General features: G+C 66.4%; 16 protein-coding genes. 4 read left to right on the forward strand and 12 right to left on the reverse strand.

Annotated elements, in window-relative coordinates; translation table 11 throughout:
• Positions 1-9: 9 nt before the first annotated feature.
• Together AX724_RS14305 and acnA are read right to left on the reverse strand one after the other, a co-directional pair.
• Positions 10-720, reverse strand: a complete 711-nt coding sequence (locus AX724_RS14305; RefSeq protein ID WP_066767594.1) for a hypothetical protein — start codon at positions 718-720, stop codon at positions 10-12.
• A gap of 133 nt (positions 721-853) precedes the next feature.
• The gene (gene acnA / locus AX724_RS14310; protein WP_066767596.1) at positions 854-3,523 is read right to left on the reverse strand and encodes an aconitate hydratase AcnA; all 2,670 of its coding nucleotides are present in this window, start codon (positions 3,521-3,523) and stop codon (positions 854-856) included.
• A 275-nt stretch (positions 3,524-3,798) separates the two neighbouring features.
• Between acnA and AX724_RS14315 the strand changes: the two genes are divergently transcribed.
• Positions 3,799-4,032 carry a hypothetical protein gene (locus AX724_RS14315; RefSeq protein WP_066767598.1) on the forward strand — a complete coding sequence of 78 codons (234 nt, stop codon included), beginning with the start codon at positions 3,799-3,801 and terminating at the stop codon, positions 4,030-4,032.
• Positions 4,033-4,044: 12 nt separating this feature from the next.
• Here AX724_RS14315 and AX724_RS14320 read toward each other — a convergent pair whose 3' ends face one another.
• From AX724_RS14320 to AX724_RS14335, 4 genes are all read right to left on the reverse strand, one after another.
• A complete protein-coding gene (locus tag AX724_RS14320; protein ID WP_066767604.1) occupies positions 4,045-5,799 on the reverse strand; it encodes a DUF885 domain-containing protein in 1,755 nt (584 codons plus the stop codon).
• A gap of 42 nt (positions 5,800-5,841) precedes the next feature.
• Positions 5,842-6,042 (reverse strand): DUF5818 domain-containing protein, encoded by a 201-nt coding sequence (locus AX724_RS14325; RefSeq protein ID WP_066767605.1) that lies wholly within the window; start codon positions 6,040-6,042, stop codon positions 5,842-5,844.
• A 4-nt stretch (positions 6,043-6,046) separates the two neighbouring features.
• A complete protein-coding gene (locus tag AX724_RS14330) occupies positions 6,047-6,232 on the reverse strand; it encodes a DUF1328 domain-containing protein (RefSeq protein ID WP_066767762.1) in 186 nt (61 codons plus the stop codon).
• Positions 6,233-6,306: 74 nt separating this feature from the next.
• Complete coding sequence (locus tag AX724_RS14335) at positions 6,307-7,305, reverse strand: 2-hydroxyacid dehydrogenase (protein WP_066767606.1); 999 nt, start codon at positions 7,303-7,305, stop codon at positions 6,307-6,309.
• A 103-nt stretch (positions 7,306-7,408) separates the two neighbouring features.
• Between AX724_RS14335 and AX724_RS14340 the strand changes: the two genes are divergently transcribed.
• Complete coding sequence (locus tag AX724_RS14340) at positions 7,409-7,906, forward strand: SH3 domain-containing protein (protein ID WP_082733543.1); 498 nt, start codon at positions 7,409-7,411, stop codon at positions 7,904-7,906.
• Positions 7,907-8,129: 223 nt separating this feature from the next.
• Here AX724_RS14340 and AX724_RS14345 read toward each other — a convergent pair whose 3' ends face one another.
• The 3 genes from AX724_RS14345 to AX724_RS14355 are packed head-to-tail and all read right to left on the reverse strand — an operon-like array spanning position 8,130 to position 12,414.
• Positions 8,130-9,458: an amidohydrolase family protein gene (locus AX724_RS14345; protein WP_066767612.1), complete on the reverse strand. Its 1,329-nt coding sequence runs from the start codon at positions 9,456-9,458 to the stop codon at positions 8,130-8,132.
• Positions 9,459-9,493: 35 nt separating this feature from the next.
• Complete coding sequence (locus tag AX724_RS14350) at positions 9,494-10,894, reverse strand: amidohydrolase (RefSeq protein ID WP_066767614.1); 1,401 nt, start codon at positions 10,892-10,894, stop codon at positions 9,494-9,496.
• Complete coding sequence (locus AX724_RS14355) at positions 10,891-12,414, reverse strand: peptide MFS transporter (RefSeq protein ID WP_066767616.1); 1,524 nt, start codon at positions 12,412-12,414, stop codon at positions 10,891-10,893. The genes AX724_RS14350 and AX724_RS14355 overlap by 4 nt, the downstream gene beginning before the upstream one ends.
• A gap of 143 nt (positions 12,415-12,557) precedes the next feature.
• On the opposite strand from AX724_RS14355, the gene AX724_RS14360 reads away from it, so the two are divergent.
• On the forward strand, positions 12,558-13,136 hold the full coding sequence (locus AX724_RS14360) for a nitroreductase family protein (RefSeq protein WP_066767766.1): 579 nt from the start codon (positions 12,558-12,560) through the stop codon (positions 13,134-13,136).
• A 71-nt stretch (positions 13,137-13,207) separates the two neighbouring features.
• Positions 13,208-13,552, forward strand: a complete 345-nt coding sequence (locus AX724_RS14365) for a GntR family transcriptional regulator (protein WP_066767617.1) — start codon at positions 13,208-13,210, stop codon at positions 13,550-13,552.
• A gap of 7 nt (positions 13,553-13,559) precedes the next feature.
• On the opposite strand, the gene AX724_RS14370 is transcribed toward AX724_RS14365, so the two are convergent.
• From AX724_RS14370 to prsK, 3 genes are read right to left on the reverse strand one after another with little or no spacing between them, the layout of a single operon-like run.
• A complete protein-coding gene (locus AX724_RS14370) occupies positions 13,560-15,596 on the reverse strand; it encodes a tetratricopeptide repeat protein (RefSeq protein ID WP_066767618.1) in 2,037 nt (678 codons plus the stop codon).
• 3 nt (positions 15,597-15,599) lie between these two features.
• On the reverse strand, positions 15,600-16,964 hold the full coding sequence (prsR, locus tag AX724_RS14375; RefSeq protein WP_066767621.1) for a PEP-CTERM-box response regulator transcription factor: 1,365 nt from the start codon (positions 16,962-16,964) through the stop codon (positions 15,600-15,602).
• Positions 16,964-19,036: an XrtA/PEP-CTERM system histidine kinase PrsK gene (gene prsK, locus AX724_RS14380; RefSeq protein ID WP_066767623.1), complete on the reverse strand. Its 2,073-nt coding sequence runs from the start codon at positions 19,034-19,036 to the stop codon at positions 16,964-16,966. Before prsK ends, prsR begins: the two co-directional genes overlap by 1 nt.
• Positions 19,037-19,043: the final 7 nt, after the last annotated feature.

Here is a 19,043-nt window from a genome sequence, read left to right on the forward strand (position 1 = left end):
ATTCCTCGATCAGCCTGCGGTGCCCGCACGGCGATCGTACAGGGCTTCCGCCAGCAAGCCGCGCAGGCGGGTGCGATCAATGGCGAGCCTGGCATTCTCTCCGCCTGCAAGACAGGAAGACAATGCGGGCATGACTTGCCGATAGGCGCTTTTCTCCGCGACGCTGCCCGCTTCCGCCCGCAGCACGGCGTCCGCACCAGCGGGATCCCGCGCCGCGACACAGGATGCATAGGCCAGATAGGGCGGTCTGCCGGCCGAACTATCTGCGGGCGCGTCCGGCCTTGCCGCTTCCGTCACCGCATCGGGATAGCTGCGCAGATAATATTGCTCCGCGATGGCGCCGCGCATCCAGTCGCCCTTCATCCGCAGGCTTCCGCTTTGCAGGCAGCCGTTCCGCCGCGCAGCAAAGCCGCTCAGGATGGCGCGTTCCGCCGCAGAGCCAGGCACACTGGCGAGCAGCGCCCGCGCCTTGCCACCCTGCCCTCGAACGACGCATTGCGCGAAGCTCCGCATGACCCGTTCCGCCTGCGCGCGATCCGCCGGAGGGAGAAGATCGCGGGTGCTGGATGCCGTCCCTAGCCGATCGGCGCTGCTGCGGACCTGCGAGGCCGTGACCGCGTCGAACGGATTGGCGGCAGCGGCATGAACCTCCCGCTGCGCGGACGCGGCGGACGGAAGCGCCAGGATCGAGAGACACAAGGCTGCACGAATCACCATCATACGCTCTCCTGCAATCCGGGCAGAAGATGCGATGATGGCGTGCCGGGATCAAGTCGGACGCGCATCCGTTTGTCGCACGCGGATCACAAGGGGCTCCCCCGGTCAAGGAGGAGCCCGTTGTGCAGTCAGCCGATCAAGCAGCCAGCTTGCGCAGCACGTACTGAAGGATGCCGCCGTTCAGGAAATATTCCAGTTCGTTGACGGTATCGATGCGGCAGAGCGCGGTGAAGCTGAAGGTCGAGCCGTCCGCGCGGGTGACGTTGACGGTCACGTCCTGCCGGGGCTTGAGGTCCGCCACGCCTTCGATGGTGAAGCTGTCGTCGCCCTTGAGGCCGAGCGTATCGCGGCTTTCGCCATTCTTGAACTGAAGCGGGAGGACGCCCATGCCGACGAGGTTCGAGCGGTGGATGCGCTCGAAGCTTTCGACGATGACCGCGCGGACGCCGAGCAGGTTGGTGCCCTTGGCCGCCCAGTCGCGCGAGGAGCCGGTGCCATATTCCTTGCCGCCGATGACGACGAGCGGCGTACCGTCCGCCTTGTGGCGCATCGCCGCGTCGTAGATCGGCATGATTTCGCCCTTGTAGAGCGTCATGCCGCCTTCCACGCCGTCGAGCATCTGGTTCTTGATGCGAATATTGGCGAAGGTGCCGCGCATCATCACTTCATGATGGCCGCGGCGCGCGCCGTAGCTGTTGAAGTCGGCCTTGCTGACCTGATGCTCCTGCAGCCACTTGCCCGCCGGGCTGTCGACCTTGATCGAGCCGGCCGGCGAGATGTGGTCGGTAGTGATCGAATCGCCGAAGATGGCGAGCGGCTTGGCCCCGATGATGTCGGTGACGGGCGCGGGCGTCATGCTGAGCCCTTCGAAATAGGGCGGATTGGCGACATAGGTCGATCCCGCGCGCCAGGTGTAGGTGTCGGACCCGGTCACCTCGATCGCCTGCCAGTGGGCGTCGCCCTTGTAGACATTGGCATAGCGCGCCTGGAACATGCCGCGATCCATGCAGCCTGCCATGGTGGTGGCGACTTCGTCATTGGTGGGCCAGATGTCCTTGAGATAAACGGCTTCGCCGTCCTTGCTCGTGCCGATCGGCGTGGTGATGAAATCCTCGATCACCGTGCCCTTGAGCGCATAGGCGACAACCAGCGGCGGCGAGGCGAGGAAGTTGGCGCGCACGTCGGGCGACACGCGGCCCTCGAAATTGCGGTTGCCCGAGATCACGGCGGCGGCGACGAGGCCGTTGTCGTTGATCGCCTTGCTGATCGGTTCGGCCAGGGGACCGGAGTTGCCGATGCAGGTGGTGCAGCCATAGCCGACAAGGTTGAAGCCGATGGCATCCAGATGCGTCTGCAGCCCTGCCCTTTCGAGATAGTCGGTGACGACCTGAGACCCCGGCGCGAGGCTGGTCTTGACCCAGGGCTTGGGCTTGAGGCCGAGTTCGTTCGCCTTCTTGGCGACGAGGCCCGCGGCGACCAGCACGCCGGGGTTCGACGTGTTGGTGCAGCTCGTTATCGCGGCGATGGTGACATCACCGTCGCCAATGTCGAAATCCTTGCCTTCCACCGGAACGCGCTGCTGCGCCTTCTTGTAGGTCTTTTCCATGTCGGCGTTGAACACGTCATCGACTTCCGGCAGCGCGACGCGGTCCTGCGGGCGCTTGGGACCGGCGAGGCTGGGAACGACGGTCGAAAGGTCGAGTTCCAGCGTGTCGGTGAAGACAGGTTCGACCGCCGGGTCGATCCAGAAGCCCTGCTCCTTCGCATAGGCTTCGACCAGCGCGATATTTTCCTCGGTGCGGCCGGTCAGGCGCATATAGTCGAGCGTCTTGTCGTCGATGCCGAAGAAGCCGCAGGTCGCGCCATATTCGGGCGCCATGTTGGCAAGGGTCGCGCGGTCAGCGAGGCTCAGCGAGGCAAGACCGGGGCCGAAATATTCAACGAAGCGGCCGACGACGCCGCGCGCGCGCAGCATCTGGGTGCAGGTGAGGACGAGGTCGGTGGCGGTGACGCCTTCCTTGAGTTCGCCGGTGAAGCGGAAACCGACGACTTCGGGGATGAGCATGGAAACAGGCTGGCCCAGCATCGCGGCCTCCGCCTCGATCCCGCCGACGCCCCAGCCGAGCACGCCCAGGCCGTTGATCATGGTGGTGTGGCTGTCGGTGCCGACACAGGTGTCGGGATAGGCGACGGTGACGCCGTCGGGGCCTTCGCTCGACCACACCGCCTGGGCGATGTTTTCCAGGTTCACCTGATGGCAGATGCCGGTGCCGGGCGGGACAGCGTAGAAGTTGGCGAGGCTCTTGCTGCCCCATTTGAGGAAGTCGTAGCGCTCCATGTTGCGCTGATATTCGATCTCCACATTCTGCTCGAACGCCTTGGGCGTGCCGAATTCATCGACCATGACCGAGTGGTCGATGACGAGGTGGACGGGCACCTGCGGGTTGATCTTGCTGGCGTCGGCGCCCAGCGCGTTCATCGCGTCGCGCATTGCCGCCAGGTCGACCACGCAGGGAACGCCGGTGAAATCCTGAAGCAGCACGCGCGCCGGGCGATACTGGATCTCGCGTTCCGACTTGCCCCGATCATTCTGCCATTCGACGATCGCCTTGATGTCTTCGGTGGTGACGGTCACGCCGTCTTCGAAACGGAGCAGGTTTTCGAGCAGAACCTTCATCGAGAAAGGCAGGCGCGATACATCGCCCAGCTCGGCCGCGGCCTTCTTCAGCGAATAATAGGCGATGTCCTTGCCGCCGACGTTCAGCGTGTCGCGCGTGCCCAGAGTGTCCTGTCCGATGGCGGTCATAAGATGTGCGTCTCCTCGCATGGCCCGGCCAGAGGATGACGCGATTCCACCAGAAGCTCGCCGGTTGAGGCAAGGTGGCGGGCAAAGCGCCCCAACCACTGGTCGAAGCAGGTATGTCCCGATGCTGCGGTGCCATACAGATTGAGAGGGCCAAGTCAAATGGACAAAACGGCCTGGTTCCGCTGACCGGAGGTCATTTCCGATCGGTAGCGCTACCAAGGAGGAAACATTTTGGCCCAGGGACGTTGGGCGCAGATACGAGGGGGAACATGCCCATGACGCTGACCATATCGGCTTCTTCCGCGGAACCGTGCGTGCCGATGCGGTCGTACCGCCCCGGCCAAGCCATTCCCTGCCCTGCCTGCGGAGAGCGGCAATGGCTGGTCGGCCGCATCATGGCGGAATGCGCCTGCTGCGAAACCGCGCTGCCCATCGACCTTGGCTATCGTGGGTGGAGCGTCATCGGCAGCCTGCCGCCAAAGCGCCGGCAATTGTTTCCGACTGCCTGAAAGCCGGTCGCTTCACCGCGCCTGCTCCGCCGCGATCCACCCGTCGATCTGGCTTTCCAGCACCGTCAGCGGAACCGCGCCCTGCGCCAGCACGGCGTCGTGGAACCGGCGCAGGTCGAACCTGGACCCAAGCGCCGCTTCCGCCTTCGCCCGCAACGCCCTGATCTTGATCTCGCCCAGCTTGTAACCAAGCGCCTGCCCCGGCCAGCTGATATAGCGGTTCACCTCCGCATCGATGTTCGCGTCCGACAGGGCGCTGTTTTCCCGCATGAAGGCAACGGCCCTCGCCTTGTCCCAGCCTTTCGCATGGATGCCGGTGTCGACCACCAGGCGGCAGGCGCGCCACATTTCGTAGGAGAGGCGACCCATCATCTTTTCGGGCGTGTCGTAGAGGCCCATCTCCTCGCCCAGAAATTCGGTGTAGAGCGCCCAGCCTTCGACATAGGCGGTGAAGCCGGCGAGATATTTGCGGAAGGGCGGCAGGGGCAGTTCCTGCTGGAGCGCGATCTGGTTGTGGTGGCCCGGCACGGCTTCGTGCGCGGTGAGCGCCGGCAATTCCCAGAAGGGCCGCTGGTCGAGTTTGGAGGTATTGACGAAATAGGTGCCGGCGATGCCGCTTTCGGGCGCGCCGGGCATGTAATAGGCAGTGGTCGTCCCCTCCGCCTCCGCCGCCGGAATGGCTTTCAGGCCATAAGGCAGGCGCGGGAGGGTGCCGAAATAGCGGGGCAGCAGGCCATCGATGGCCTTGGCCTGCCGCGCCGCGACCCGCAGCAACTCCTCCGGCGTCCGGGCATAGAAGGACGGATCGGTGCGCAGATGCTGGATATAGGCGGCGCGGCTGGGATAGCCGGCCTTCGCCGCGATCTCGTCCATGCGCTTGCCGATGCGGGCGACTTCATCGAGGCCGATGCGGTGGATCTGGTCCGGGGTCAGGTCCGTCGTGGTGTGCGCCTTCACCCGCGCCGCATACCAGGCCGCGCCGCCCGGCAATGCGGAGGCGCTGTCGCTCTTGCGGCAATGGGGCAGATAGTCGGCCAGGAACAGGTCGTGCCATTTGCGATATTCGGGCTTCAGCACGTCGCGGATCAGCGCGACGGCGCGCGCCTGCATCGCGGACCAGTCGGCTTCGCTGATGTCGCGTGGCCGGGGCCGTTTGAAGGGATCGTAGAAGCGGGTGTCTTCCGGCTTGCCATCGACGATGCCGCTGATGGTCGAGGCGTAGTTTTGCAGAACGGAACAGGGCTGGACATAGCCGCCCTTGATCGCCTGCCGCGTGATGGCGAGCGCATCCCCGTTCATCCTGGGATAAAGGGCGAGGCGCTTGAGATAGCTGTCATAATCGGCGCGATTGTAGAAGGGCAACCCGTCCGCCATGCCGGAAAAGCCCTGATGCCAGCTATAATAGGTGGTGAAGAGCATGAGCCGTTCGGCCTGGTGCCGGTTGCCCTCGATATCCTCCCGCAGCATCCAGAGCAGCACGTCGCGGTTGACGCGGTCGGCGGGCGTCAGGCCATCGGCCGGGACAGCGTCCAGCCGGGCGGCGAAACTCCGCTCCTTGTCGATCTGCGCATCGCGGGCGGCAAGGGACATGTCGGCGATGCGGTCGTCGTAGGTGCGCACGCCCCTGGCCGTGGCTTCGACAGGACAGGTCGAGAGATACCAGGCCCAATGATCGTCGATAATTTTGGAGAGTTGTTCCGGGGGGCCTTGGACCTGCGCCATTGCGGGCGTGGCGACAGCGATGAGGAGAGACAAAATCTTGCGCATGGGCGCAATGGTTCGCGCGTCCCGTCTCATTTGGCAAGAGGATCAGGCGGGCGCCACGCCGTCCGCCTCGACAATGCCATCGCCGGCGTAAAAGCCGCGTACCCGCACCCGCTTTTCGACATGGTCCACAGGGACACGCAGCAGCACCAGCCGGTAGCTGCCGCCGAGATCGCGCTGGAGCAGGAAGCCGGCCTCGTCGCGCAGCAGCCTGCCGGTCTCGTCCACTCCAGCGCCGATCTCCATGGCGTCAGTCGATCGCGTCCTTGACGCCCTTACCCGCCAGGAGGCCGAGCACGAGGAACAGGACGAAGACGGCGAGCGCGATGAAGAAGAGGATCTTGGCGATGCCGACGAAGGTGCCGGCGGCGCCGCCGAAGCCGAGCAATGCCAGCACGGCCGCGATGACGAGCGAGATGATCGCAAGCTTGATCATGAAGAAATCCTTCCGATGAAACAGATATGTTTCCAACGGACGGGCCGGAGCGTTGTTCCAGCCGCGCAACGGGATCAGACCCAGCCTTCCAGCACCTGATTGGGGGGGCGGTGGCCGTCGACCCAGGTACGGATATTGGCGATGACCCGCGCCCCGGTGGCATCCCGCCCCTCGAACGTCGCGGAGCCCATATGGGGCAGCAGCACGACGTTGGGCAGCGCCAGCAGGCGCGGATCGACCGCCGGTTCGTGGGTGTAAACGTCCAGCCCCGCGCCGGCGAGCCGCCCTTCCTCCAGCGCGGCGGCGAGGGCGCGTTCGTCCGTGATCTCCGCGCGGGACGTGTTGATGAGATAGGCGTCCGGCCGCATCAGCCCGATCCGCCGTTCGTCGATCAGGGCGCGGCTGTCGGCGTTGAGCGGGCAATGAATGGACAGGATGTCGCTTTCGCCCAGCAGGGCGTCGACATCGCCATGCCATTGGGCTTCCAGTTCCTGCTCGACTTCGAACGGCAGCCGGTTGCGGTTGTGATAGGCGATCGACACGCCGAAGGCCCGGGCACGGCGGGCGACCGCGCGACCGATGCGGCCCATGCCGATGATCCCCAGCCGCTTGCCGCCGATGCGATGGCCAAGCATGCCCGACGGGCTCCAGCCGCGCCATTCACCGGCGCGCACCAGCTTCTCCCCCTCCGCCAGGCGGCGCGGCACCGACAGGATCAGCGCCATCGTCATGTCGGCGGTATCCTCCGTCAGGACGCCGGGCGTGTTGGTGACGATGATCCCCTTTCGCCGGGCGGCGGCAAGGTCGATATGGTCGACGCCGCTGCCGAAGCTGGCGATGAGTTGCAGCCGGTCGGATGCGCCCTCCATCAGCGCGGCGTCGATCTGGTCCGTGATGGTGGGCACCAGCACATCGCACCGGCTCATCGCCCGTGCCAGTTCCGCCCGGCTCATCGGCGCATCGCCCACGTTGAAGCTGGCGTCGAACAGTTGCGCCATCCGCGCTTCCACATTGGGAGGCAGGCGGCGCGTCACGATGACGCGCGGCTTGGCGGGGCGCGGTTGAGGAGCCATGCCCACGCCGCTATTCCCCGGCGTCGCACGGGTCAAGCGGATATGGCGCCGCGGCGCATGGAAAGACTGTCGCCGCCCGGCGCGAGGCGCTATGGACGGCGATATGAAGGACAGCGGCGACAAGATGCGCATGAAGCGGATATGGGCAGGCGTGGCCGCATTGGGACTGACGGCGGCGGCCAGCGCGGCCGTGGCGGCTCCGGCAAGGCCCACGCCCTATTGGGCGTCGATATCGCAGGATGAGGCGCGGATGCGCGTGGGGCCGAGCCTGGATTACCCGTCCAACTGGGTCTATCGCCGCCGCGACCTGCCGGTGAAGGTGGTGCAGGTTCTGGGCCAGTGGCGCAAGGTCGAAGATCCCGACGGGGTGCAGGGATGGATGCACGTCCGCCTGCTGAGCGACACGGCGACCGCGATCGTCCGGGCGGGCGAAGCGCCGATGCGGGAATCCGCCAGCGACGGCGCGCGCACACTGTTCCGGGCGGAGCGCGGCGTGGTGGGCCGGCTGTCCGATTGCGGCGGCGGATGGTGCGCGATCGACGTGCATGGACAGCGGGGATATGTGAAGGCCAGCGACCTGTGGGGCGCGACCGACAAATAGGATTTCCGGCGCTTAACTTCGCATATGTCCCGCAGAACACGACATTGAATGTCCTATGTTGGACATTTTCGGAATGTCGCCCTGACCCTGACCCTATCTCGGCCATAGCGCCGAGAGGCCGGATAGGACAGGCACCGGCAGGATCAGCGGCGGCGGACGACCGAGACCGGGAATTTGGGCGTCAGCGCGCAATCGCATTGACGCCCCCTTCCCCCCTTTTTCGTCACCATTCATAAGCCTTGGGCAGCGCACCTTCGGCCGGGTTGGCGTAACGGTCGCGCAGGCGGGTCTGGCGGTTGTCGAGCGATTGTTCCACCCCGTCGATCCATACACCGATCGGGGCCGAGGTCATTTCCAGCGGATCGCCGTCCCAGATCACCACGTCCCCCGCACGGCCCGGCTGGAGCGAGCCGATCCGGTCGCCAAGGCCCATCGCTTCGGCGGGGGCGGAGGTGATGGTGCGCAGCGCCTGCCCCCAGCTCAGCCCGGTCGCGCCCGGCACCTTCGTCAGCGCGACCATATTGCCCGCCTGTTGCGTCGCCACGCGCAGTTGCAGCGCGTCGTCGCCGGTCAGCATCCCCATGGAAACGCCGACGCCCGCCTTCACCATGCGGCCCACATTGCTCTGGGTCGCGGCGAGCTTTTCGAAGCTGGAGGGCAAATCCTCAAGCCCCGCGGTGATGACCGGGACTTTCGCGGCGGCGATCTGGCTTGCCACCATCCAGCCTTCGGTCGCGCCGGCAAGGATGAGTTTCAGCGCCGGAAACTCCTGCCGCAGGGCGAGCGCGGCGAGGATGTCGCGCGCACTTTCGGCATGGATCATCAGCGGGATCGCGCCGGTGACGACCGGGACCAGCGCTTCGGCGTCGACACGATTGAGCAGCGCGTCCCGGCTGTTGCCGTCATAGGCGGCCGGGGCCTTCGCATAGTCCTGCGCCTGTTTCAGCATCATGCGGAAGGTCAGGATCATCGCGGCACGGCTGCCGCCCGCCTCGGCCGATCCTTCCTCCCCCATTTCCACATATTGGAAGGCGCGCGCCCTGGTGATCGGGTTCATGTCCGCACCCAGGTCTATCACCGCCCCCTGCCCCGCGAAGATCGAGGTGCCGGCGGCCGGCGCGACGACGGCACGGGTGATGCCGGCGGTGCGGCTGATCGCGATGGGATTGGCGAGCGGGTTGATCGCGGGCGCGACGTCGATCGCGGCGGAGAAGGGCGAGCGGGCCGCGCGGGTATCGTTCGTTTCCCGCACGGCAGGCACTTCGGCAAGGCCAACGCGCGAGAAGCCGGAGACGAGGCCGGGCGTCACCCATTTTCCGGCGGCGTCGACGGTCTTCGCGCCGGCGGGAACGGCGACGCCAGCGCCCGCCGCCACGACCTTTCCGGCGGAAATGACGACTGTCCCGCCCCTGATCGGTTCCGACCCGTCGCCGATGGCGAGGGTGGCGTTGGTGATGGCGATGGACTGGGCAAGCGCGGGGGTGGAGAGCGCGAGGGCGAGAAGGGCAAGGCCCGCTCGCTTCGATCGCCGCAGGGAAGCGGTTCCCGACATGCCCGAACCGAACGCAAATTTGGGAGCTATCTTCTTCATTTCACGTCTCCCGATCCGATCTGGCCCAGTTCGAAATCGACCACCGGCCGCATCTTGGGATTGGCGCTGTCATACATCAGCGCGCCGTCGATCCAGACCTTTTCGGGCCGCGTGTAGGTGCTGAAGGGGTTGCCGTTCCACAGCACGACATCGGCCATCTTGCCGACCTTCAGACTGCCCGTGCGGTCCGCGATGCCCATCGCCTTTGCCGGATTGATGGCGAGCCAGGTCCACGCCGTTTCGTCCGATATGTCGATGCCCATGCGACGACCCGCGCCCAGCGCCTTGGCCGCTTCCTGGTTCAGCCGCTGGATGCCGTCCTGATCGTCGCTGTGGACGATGGCGCAGGCGCCCGCGCGGTGGACCAGCGGAATATTTTCCTTGATGCCGTCATAGGCTTCCATCTTGAAGCCATACCAGTCGCCCCACATGGCCGAGCAGATGCCATTTTCCCGCAGGAGGTCCGCGATCTTGTAGCTTTCGACCGCATGGTGGAAGGCGGCGACCTTGTAGCCGAACTCCTTGCTCATATCGATGACGTTGGCCATCTCGTCGGCGCGGTAGCAGTGGTTGTGGACCAGGATCTTGCCCTCCAGCGCGTCCGCCAGCGTTTCCATGGCGAGATCGCGGGTCTGTTCCTTCCCGGCGGCGCGTTTCTTCTGATATTCGCGCGCCTTGATCCAGGTCTGGCGGTTGACCGCCATATTGCCCATGCGGGTGGAAGGCTCGCGCCCCTTCGCGCCATAGACGCGCTTGGGATTTTCACCGCACGCCATCTTGAGACCCTGCGGCGCGCCGGGGAACTTCATGCCCTGCATGGTGCGGGCGGGAACGTTCTTGAGCGTCACGCTGCGGCCGCCGAAGAGGTTGGCGGAGCCGGGCAGGATCTGAAGCGTGGTGACGCCGCCATTGGCGAGCGCGCGGGTGAAACCGGCATCCTGCGGCCAGATGCTATGTTCCGCCCAGACATGCGGCGTGACGGGCGAGGTCGCTTCGTTGCCGTCGGACAGCGCCTCGACGCCGGGCGAGGGATAGTCGCCCAGATGGCTGTGGATGTCGATAATACCAGGGGTAAGATATTTGCCCTGCGCGTCGATCACCAGCACATCGGCGGGGATCGGCGTGTCAGGGCCGCCGATCGCCGTCACCTTGCCGTCGGAGAAGAAGACAATGCCATTGTCGATGCGCGTGCCTTCGCCATCGAATATGGTCGCGCCGCGCAGCACGGTGGGACGGCCCGGATAGGGCTTGTAAGTGGAGGGATAAGGATTTTCCGGCTCGGCGGACGATCCTTGCGACGGCGAAGCCTCCTTTTCCTTCTTCGCCGCCAGCGGAGTCGCGATGCCCGCCAGCAATGCCGCCATCAGCAGCCACTTACCCCTGTTGCCCCCGGTCATGCCTGTTCCTCCGATCCGATGCTGTCCAGATGCATCATGCGCGTGACGATGGGCGACAGAAGCAGCACCACGCCCCCCACGATGACCGAGAACCAGCCTATTTGCGTATAGACGTCAAGAACTTGACTAATATCTCCCGCCTCGCCGCTGCCGGTGGCGCGGGCGATCAGGCCGGCGATGAAATTACCGGCCGCCATGGCGAGGAACCATGTGCCCATGACGAGGCCGACCATCGACGACACCGACAGGCGCGTCATGGCGGACAGGCCGACGGGCGAAAAGCACAGTTCCGCCATGGTGTGGAACAGATAGATGAGGAACACGAAGATGACGGGAGTGAGGCTTTGCCCCGCCATGGCCGCGCCCGCGACCAGGATCAGGAAACCCGCGCCGCACAGGACGAGGCCGATGCCGAACTTGGCCGGCGAGGACGGTTCGAGTCGCCGCCGGTCGAGGATCGTCCACAGCAGCGCGAACAGCGGCGCGAGCAGGATGATGAAGATGGAATTGACCGACTGGAACAGCGAGGCCGGAACCTCCCAGCCCAGGATCGACCGGTCGACATTGCGGTCGGTGAAGATGTTGAGCGACGAGCCCGTCTGTTCGAACAGCCCCCAGAAGAGCGGGTTGAGCGCGATCAGGAAGAGCGCGGCGAACATCCGGTCGCGATCCACGCGGGGCAGCGTCATCACGCTGCGCCAGACGATGTAGAGGATCGTCAGCGCCGAGAAGATGAGCAGCGCATAGCCCAGCAGCTCGGCATAGCGGATGACGCCCCAGATGGCGACGACGCCGAGCGCCGCACCGATATAGATGGTCCATTCGCGGTTGAGGCCGGCGGCGGTGCGCTGGCGCAACCGTTGCGGCTCTGGCGGCTCGCCCTTGCCCAGCAGCCAGGGCTTGAGCCACACGAAGCCGGCCAGGCCGAGCAGCATGCCCACGCCCGCCGCGCCGAAGCCCCAGCTCCAGCCCCACAGTTCGCCCAGCAGGCCGCAGACGACCGGGCCGAGCATGCCGCCCATGTTGATGCCCATGTAGAAGACCGAATAGGCGGGATCGCGGCGATGATCGTCGCGGGCATAGAGTTCGCCCACCAGCACGGAGACATTGGCCTTGAGGAAGCCGGTGCCCACGATGATGCTGGCGAGCGCAAGGTAGAAGCCGTTCAGGAAGAGGGGCTGCTGGCCCCCCGGTCCTTCTGTGATGGCGATCAGGAAATGGCCGATGGCGATGAACACGCCGCCCGCCGTCACCGCCTTGCGCGGGCCGAGGAAGCGATCCGCCAGATAGCCGCCGATGACGGGCGTGATATAGACCAGCGAGGTATAGGCCCCGTAGAGAAGATAAGCCTTGTCCTCGCCGAACAGGAAATGCTTGGTCAGGTAGAAGATCAGGATGGCGCGCATCCCGTAATAGGAGAAACGCTCCCACATTTCCGCGAAGAAGAGCAGATATAGTCCGCGCGGGTGGCCGAGCCAGGTCTTGCCCTGCCCGGCCGCCATCATGTCCGAAGATGCCATTGGGCGCCCTTTATCCCATTATGTCCGGCCTGCCATGTCGGGCGGCCGCGTGATGGGGCGCAGCCTAGAGCCTATGGGTTCATCCTGTCAAAAGGGCAGCCCGCCCTTGCGCCGGTGCGCGCATGTCGCCATGTGTCGAGGCGATGTTCAACGACCGCACCAGCCCCCTCTCGCTCCTCCAGACGCGCCGGTCCGGCAAGCCCCGCGACCTGATCGCCCCCGGCCCCGACGACGGTCAGTTGCGGCAGATATTGGAAGTGGCGCTGCGCACGCCCGATCATGGCAAGCTGGCTCCGTGGCGCTTCGTGATCGTGCCGCAGGAAAAGCGGGCCGCGCTCGGCGAGCTGCTCGCAGCGGCCTATCGCCGGGAAAAGCCCGACGCCGGGCGGCTGGAGATCGAGACGATGCATCAGTTCGCGCATCAGGCGCCGACGCTGGTCGTGGCGCTCTCCGCTCCGGTCTCGGGCAGCAAGATTCCGCTGTGGGAGCAGCAATTGTCTGTCGGCGCGGCGATCATGAACCTGCTGCACGCGACCCACGCGCTGGGTTTTGCGGGCGGTTGGCTGACCGGCTGGCCAAGCTATAATGAGGATGTGCGCGTCGCGTTCGCAAAGGATGGCGAAACCATTGCCGGATTTGTGTTCATCGGTACGCCTGGCAGACCGCAGGAAGAGCGGCCAAGGCCAGATTATGACGCAATAGTATCGACTTGGGACAGATAATTACTCTGACAAAATTCAGTGCGTAATTTTGCGTCTTGACCTGGCTGGCTGTGTTATGGCACTGATGCACTATGGCCGAAGACTCCAAACCTGTCTATCTCCGTCTGCGGGAGATCATTGCCGCATCCATCCTTGACGGAGAATTTGCCGATGGCGAGTTGCTGCCTTCGGTGCGGGCATTCGCCGCGGCGCAGGGCGCAAATCCGCTGACCGTCGCCAAAGCCTATCAGAGCTTTCAGGATGACGGGCTGGTCGTGGTGAAGCGCGGCGTCGGCATGTTCGTGGCCGAAGGCGCGACCCGGCGACTGCGCGAAGCGGAAAGGGAGCGGTTTCTGGAAACGGTGTGGCCCACCGTCGCGGCGCAGATGCGCCGGCTGGGCCTGCGAATCGCCGATCTCGACATGGCCAAGGCCTGATTTCATTTCAGAGGCGGGCGAGCGTGTCTCGCGCCTCCTGCTCGCCTGCAAAGCCCGGAGCCGCCAAGGCGCGGCCGAGCGCGACCCGTGCCTGCGCCTTGTTGCCCGCCGCGGCATAGGCCTGCCCCAGATGCAGCTGGAAGGCGGGGGCTTGCGGCGCAAGCGCCACCGCCTTTTCGAGCAGGTCGATCATCGCGGCCCCCTTTTCCTCTCGCCGCAGCATCACCCATCCCAGCATATCCGCAGTCACCGGATTGCCGGGCATCAGGCGATAGGCATGGGCGGCATAGGCGCGCGCTGCGGCGCCGTCGCCGCTTTCCATCGCCGCCCGCGCAAGATGGATCATCAGCAGCGCGTCATTGTCGCCGATGCGGGCGCGCGCCGCCAGAAGCAGGCGCAGGGCAGAACGCCAGTCGCCACGCGCCGCCGCCTGGGATGCGGACAGGCGCAACGCGTCGGGATCGCCGGGATTCTGGTCGAGATAAAGCCGCGCGACCTGCGCCGTCCGGGCGGCATCGCCCGCGCTGCTCCATGCAGCGGCAAGCCGGAGGGCGGCGGCGCGGTCGAAGCGGAGATTGGCGGCGGCCTCATAAGCGCGCGCTGCCTCGCCCGGTCGGCCGGCTGTATCGAGCGCGTCGCCCAGAACCAGCCAGGCATCGGGCGCGCCCGGATTGGCCTGTTGCAGCAGCCGCGCCCGGCCGAGCGCTTCGCCAAGGCGGCCGGTGGCAAGCAGCGCGCGGATATAGGGGATATTGTCGCTGGCGGTCGCCGCATCAGGTGGCGGGGCGTCGACCAGTTCGGCGTCCCTGGGACTGGCGATTGCATCGCTGGCGGCGCGGAGCGGAAAGCTGGCGCGGGCGAGCATGTCGGCGGCCATGAGCGGATCGCCCAGCGCCTCCTGCGCACGGGCGGCAAGCGTGAGCACATAAGGATCGGCGTCCCTCTGCGCGACCAGCGGCGCAAGGGTCGTTGCGGCATTGCCCGCATCGCCGGTCAGGAAATAGGCGCGGCCCAGCAGGGTGCGGGCCCGGCGATTGTCGGGTTGGGCATCGACCAGCGGCACCAAGGCTTCAACCGCGAGCAGTGGGTTGCCGCCCTCCATCTGGAGGATGCCGCGCAACAGCCGCGTGGCCGGCTCGCCGTCAAGCCGTCCCCCGGTGCGATCGAGCAGGCGGCGGGCAAGATCGTCATTCCCGGCCCGCGCGGCGATGACCGCCTGTATCATCCAGGCGCGCGGATTGGCTGGATCGAGCGCGAAGATGCGACGGCTGAGGGCCAGCGCCCGGCTGGCCTGTCCGGCATCGGCGAGCGTGGCGGCATAATGTTCGAGCGTCGCGACCGAATCCGGGTCGGCCGCCAGCGCCCGGTCGAACCATGGCAGCGCGGCGGTCAGGCCATATTGGGCCCGCGTCAATTCGGCGCGGAGCGACAGCGATTTGGCATCTTGGGGTGCGAGCGCGACGGCGCGATCCGCCGCCTGGATGGCGCCGGCCTGATCCCCCGCCGCCATATGCAGACGGCCAAGGTCCACCCAGTTTTCCGCATCGCGGGGCGCGGCCGTCAGGGCCTGCCGCAGCAGCGCCTGCGCGCCGTCGATGTCCCCCAACGCCAGCGAAGCGCGGGCCGCCACGCGATCGGCCGCGACCATAGAGGCAGGTGCGACATCGTCAGCGCGGGCTTCGTTCAGCGCACCCTGCGGATCGCCCTGAAGCAGGAGCGCCTGCGCCATGACGGCGCGGGTCAAGGCGGCGGGCTGGCCGAGAGCGCGGGCGCGCTCCACTTCGGCCTGCGCGCCGGGACCGTCGCCCAGTTCGGCAAGGGCACGCGCCTGGGCAGCGCGCGCTTCCATATTGCGGGGCGCGCCCTTGATGGCGTTCATCAATTCCACGCGGGCGGTGCGGGCGTCGCCCGCGTCCAGCGCGGCAAGACCGCGCGCGAGGGCGGCGCTGCCGTCGCGTTCGTGCGCGCGCCATTGCCATAGACCCGCGAGCGCGAGCAGCAATGCCGCAAGGCCGGCGATCAGCAACAGGCGGGACCGGCGCATGAATCAGCCCTGCATCTGATATTGTTTTAGCAGGTCGTAGAGCGTCGGCCGGCTGATCCCCAGCATCCTCGCCGCGCCCGAGATATTGCCGTCGGTCCGGGCGATGGCGCGGCGAATGGCCCGGCGGTCGGCCAGTTCACGCGCGGCCTTGAGGTTCACCGCCTCCCCGCCGTCGATCCGGTTCTCGTCCAGATCGAGGTCGGCGGCCGTGACCAGCTTGCCATCCGCCATGATGACGGCGCGCTTCATGCGGTTTTCCAGCTCGCGCACATTGCCGGGCCAGGACCAGGCGTCCAACGCGGCGAGCGCGTCGGGCGCAAGGCCCTTCACCTGCGGGTTCATGTCGCGCGCGTAGCGGGTCAGGAAATGACGGGCGAGCAGCGCCGGGTCGCCCGGCCGGTCCTTGAGCGCGGGAATGCGCACGACGATTTCGGCGAGACGGTAATAAAGGTCTTCCCGAAAGCTGCCCGCCGCGATCATCGCGTCGAGATCCTGATGGGTGGCGCAGACGATGCGCGTGTCCACCGCGATGGGCTGGCGTCCGCCGACGCGCTCGATCACCCTGTCCTGCAGGAAGCGCAGCAGCTTTACCTGAAGCGCGAGCGGGATGTCGCCCACTTCGTCCAGAAAGAGCGTGCCCCCCTGCGCCTGTTCGATCTTGCCGGGCATCGTCCTGACCGCGCCGGTGAAGGCCCCCTTTTCATGCCCGAACAGTTCGGTTTCGAGCAGCGTTTCGGGGATGGCGGCACAGTTGATCGCGACGAAGGCCCCGCTGCGGCGCGGGCTGGCGTCGTGAAGGCCCTGCGCCAGCAATTCCTTGCCAGTGCCGCTCCCGCCCAGCAGCAGGACGGACACGTCGGCGCTCGCGACCCGCTCGATGGTGCGGGCGACCTTCATCATCTCGGGCGCGCCCGTGATGAGCCGGCCGAGCACGCGGCCGTCCTCCGGCGCGGTGTCGGCGAGGCGGGCATTTTCCTGCTCCAGCGCATGAACGTGAAAGGCGCGGCGGACGATGAGGCCGAGTTCATCGATGTCGACGGGCTTCTGGTAGAAATCGTAGGCGCCGCCCGCAATCGCGTCGAGCGCGCTTTCCCGCGCGCCATGGCCCGATGCGACGATTACCTTCGTGTCGGGCTTGATCCGCAATATCTCCGCCAGCGTGGCGAAGCCTTCGCTCGTGCCGTCGCGATCGGGCGGCAGGCCAAGGTCCAGGGTAACGACATCGGGCGCCTCCGCGTGGAGCAGTTCGATCGCTTCCTCGCGATCGCCGGCGATGAAGAGCCGATAATCCTCATAGGCCCAGCGCAACTGGCGCTGCAGCCCCGGATCATCCTCAACGATCAGCAATTTGGGTCGGATGTCGCTCATCAGGCGGCCTTTTCCTGTCGGTTCTGCCGGAGCGCGAGCGGCAAGCGCAGGGTGAAACGGCTGCCCAGGCCCGGCTGGCTTTCCACCGTCAGGCTTCCGCCCATGGCTTCGGCAAGGCTGCGCGCCTCGAACGCGCCGAGGCCGAACCCCCCGGCCTTGCTGGAGGAGAAGGGCTTGAACAGATCGCGGCGGACATATTCGGCGCTCATGCCGCAGCCCTGATCGACGATGTCGAGCAGGACATGGGTCGCATCGGTCGACAGGCGCAGTTCGACCATGCTGTCGGCTGTGCTGGCTTCGATGGCGTTCTGGAGCAGGTGCGTCACGATCTGTTCGACACGCACGGGGTCGGCCAGCGCGGGCGGCGCGTCGCCGGACACGCGCAGCGGATGCTGGCGGGCGCGGATATGGACAAGCTGGTCGAGCAGCGGGCGCAGGCCGACCGCGCGCGGTTCTTCCGGCCGCGCCTTGTTATGATGAGACAGGCGGGCGAGCATGTCGTTCATCCTGCCCACCGACTCCCGCAGCGTCAGCACCATGTCGGCGCGGAAATCGGGATTGTCGGCATGCCGCTCGGCATTGCGGGACAGGAGGGAAAGCTGGCTCACCAGATTCTTGATGTCATGGGCGATGAAGGCAAAGCGACGGTTGAATTCGTCGAAGCGCTGCGCGTCGCTGAGCGCCTGCTGGCCGAGCGATTCGCTGATATAGGTCGCGGCCTGCCGCCCGGCGGCGCGCAGCATGTCGAAATCCTCCCAGTCCAGCCGGCGATCCACTGGCGGAGTGGCGAGCAGCACAGCGCCGATCAGCCGGCCATAATGGATGAGCGGCACCAGCGCCCATGCGCGCGGGTCCGTCACCATCCATTGCGGCAGGTTGCGCGCATCCGCCCCCTCTCGCGGGAGCGCGAAGTCGATGGTCCGGGCGTGGCGTTCGATCTGCCCGGCAGCGTCGGCGGAGACGGGCTCGACCCCCGGCGATACGTCCCGCCAGTTCCATTGCGTTTCAAGCGCCAGCGCCCCCCTGTCGTCGCGCAGCAGCAGCAAGGCGGCGGGGCTGTCGGTGATGTCGGCCACCGCCTTCGCCACCCGCTCGCCAAGCGGAGCGGCGTCCTGATCCGACCGGCCGATCGTATCGACGAAGCGCATCCATTCGGTCCGGTAGTCGTAGCGATGCTGGAAGAAATGTTTGGCGACCTGCACCTTCCAGAATGCGCGCAGGGCAGGCGTCGGCAGCAGCACCAAAGCGGTAACGGCCGTGAAGAAGACAGCGCCGATCTCGATCGCCCGGGCATAGGGCCCGGCGACCAGTTCGATGAGGACCGCAAGCGCCAGCAGCACCAGCACATAGAGGCCAGCGGCGGCGGCGGACAGCGACTGGAAGGCGATGGAGCGCGATAGCTGCAACCGGGCGCTCACGCCCCGCCGCAAGCCGATGGCGATGACCGGAACCAGCAGGGCCGCCATCAGGCCGCGCAGGGCATAAAGCGCGCTCACATTGTCGGGGGCCAGATACAGGAAGGCGTAAAGGATGAGATCGTAGGTCCACATGGCGGCCAGCGCGCCAAGCAGCAGCGATACGCCGCCCCGCTCGCGCGAGGGCCAGGCGGTGTAGAGATGATGGACCAGAAGGAGACCGCCGATCGCGCTCATCGTGTGCAGGATCACCGAACAGGTGACGAGCGCGACGTGCAGGTCGGAATGGGGAGGCAGCTGACGCCAGATGAGATCGACGAAGGTCTGCAGCAGCAATAGTCCGGCAACCGCCGCATAGACGGCCGCGACGGCGCCTATCGCCCCTGACCGCCCTGCCGGTCCACGCCGCAGCATGACGAACAGCGCAAGCAGCCAGGCTGCGTTGCGCACATTTTCCATGATGCCCGACAGCGACTTCGAAACGCCGCCGAAAGAGATGTACAGCGCCCAGCAGGAGGTCATCAACAGCGCGGCGGCGATAAGGCGCGGTTCAGGCGTTTCGTCCCTTCGCCGCAGCAGGAAAATGCCGAGCGCGGCGAAGAGGACCGCCGCCAGCGCGTGGCCCCAGTCGCCGACAAATTGGAGAAGCGCGCCCATCGGCCGA

Source organism: Sphingobium sp. CCH11-B1, from assembly GCF_001556865.1.
Taxonomy (GTDB): Bacteria; Pseudomonadota; Alphaproteobacteria; order Sphingomonadales; family Sphingomonadaceae; genus Sphingobium.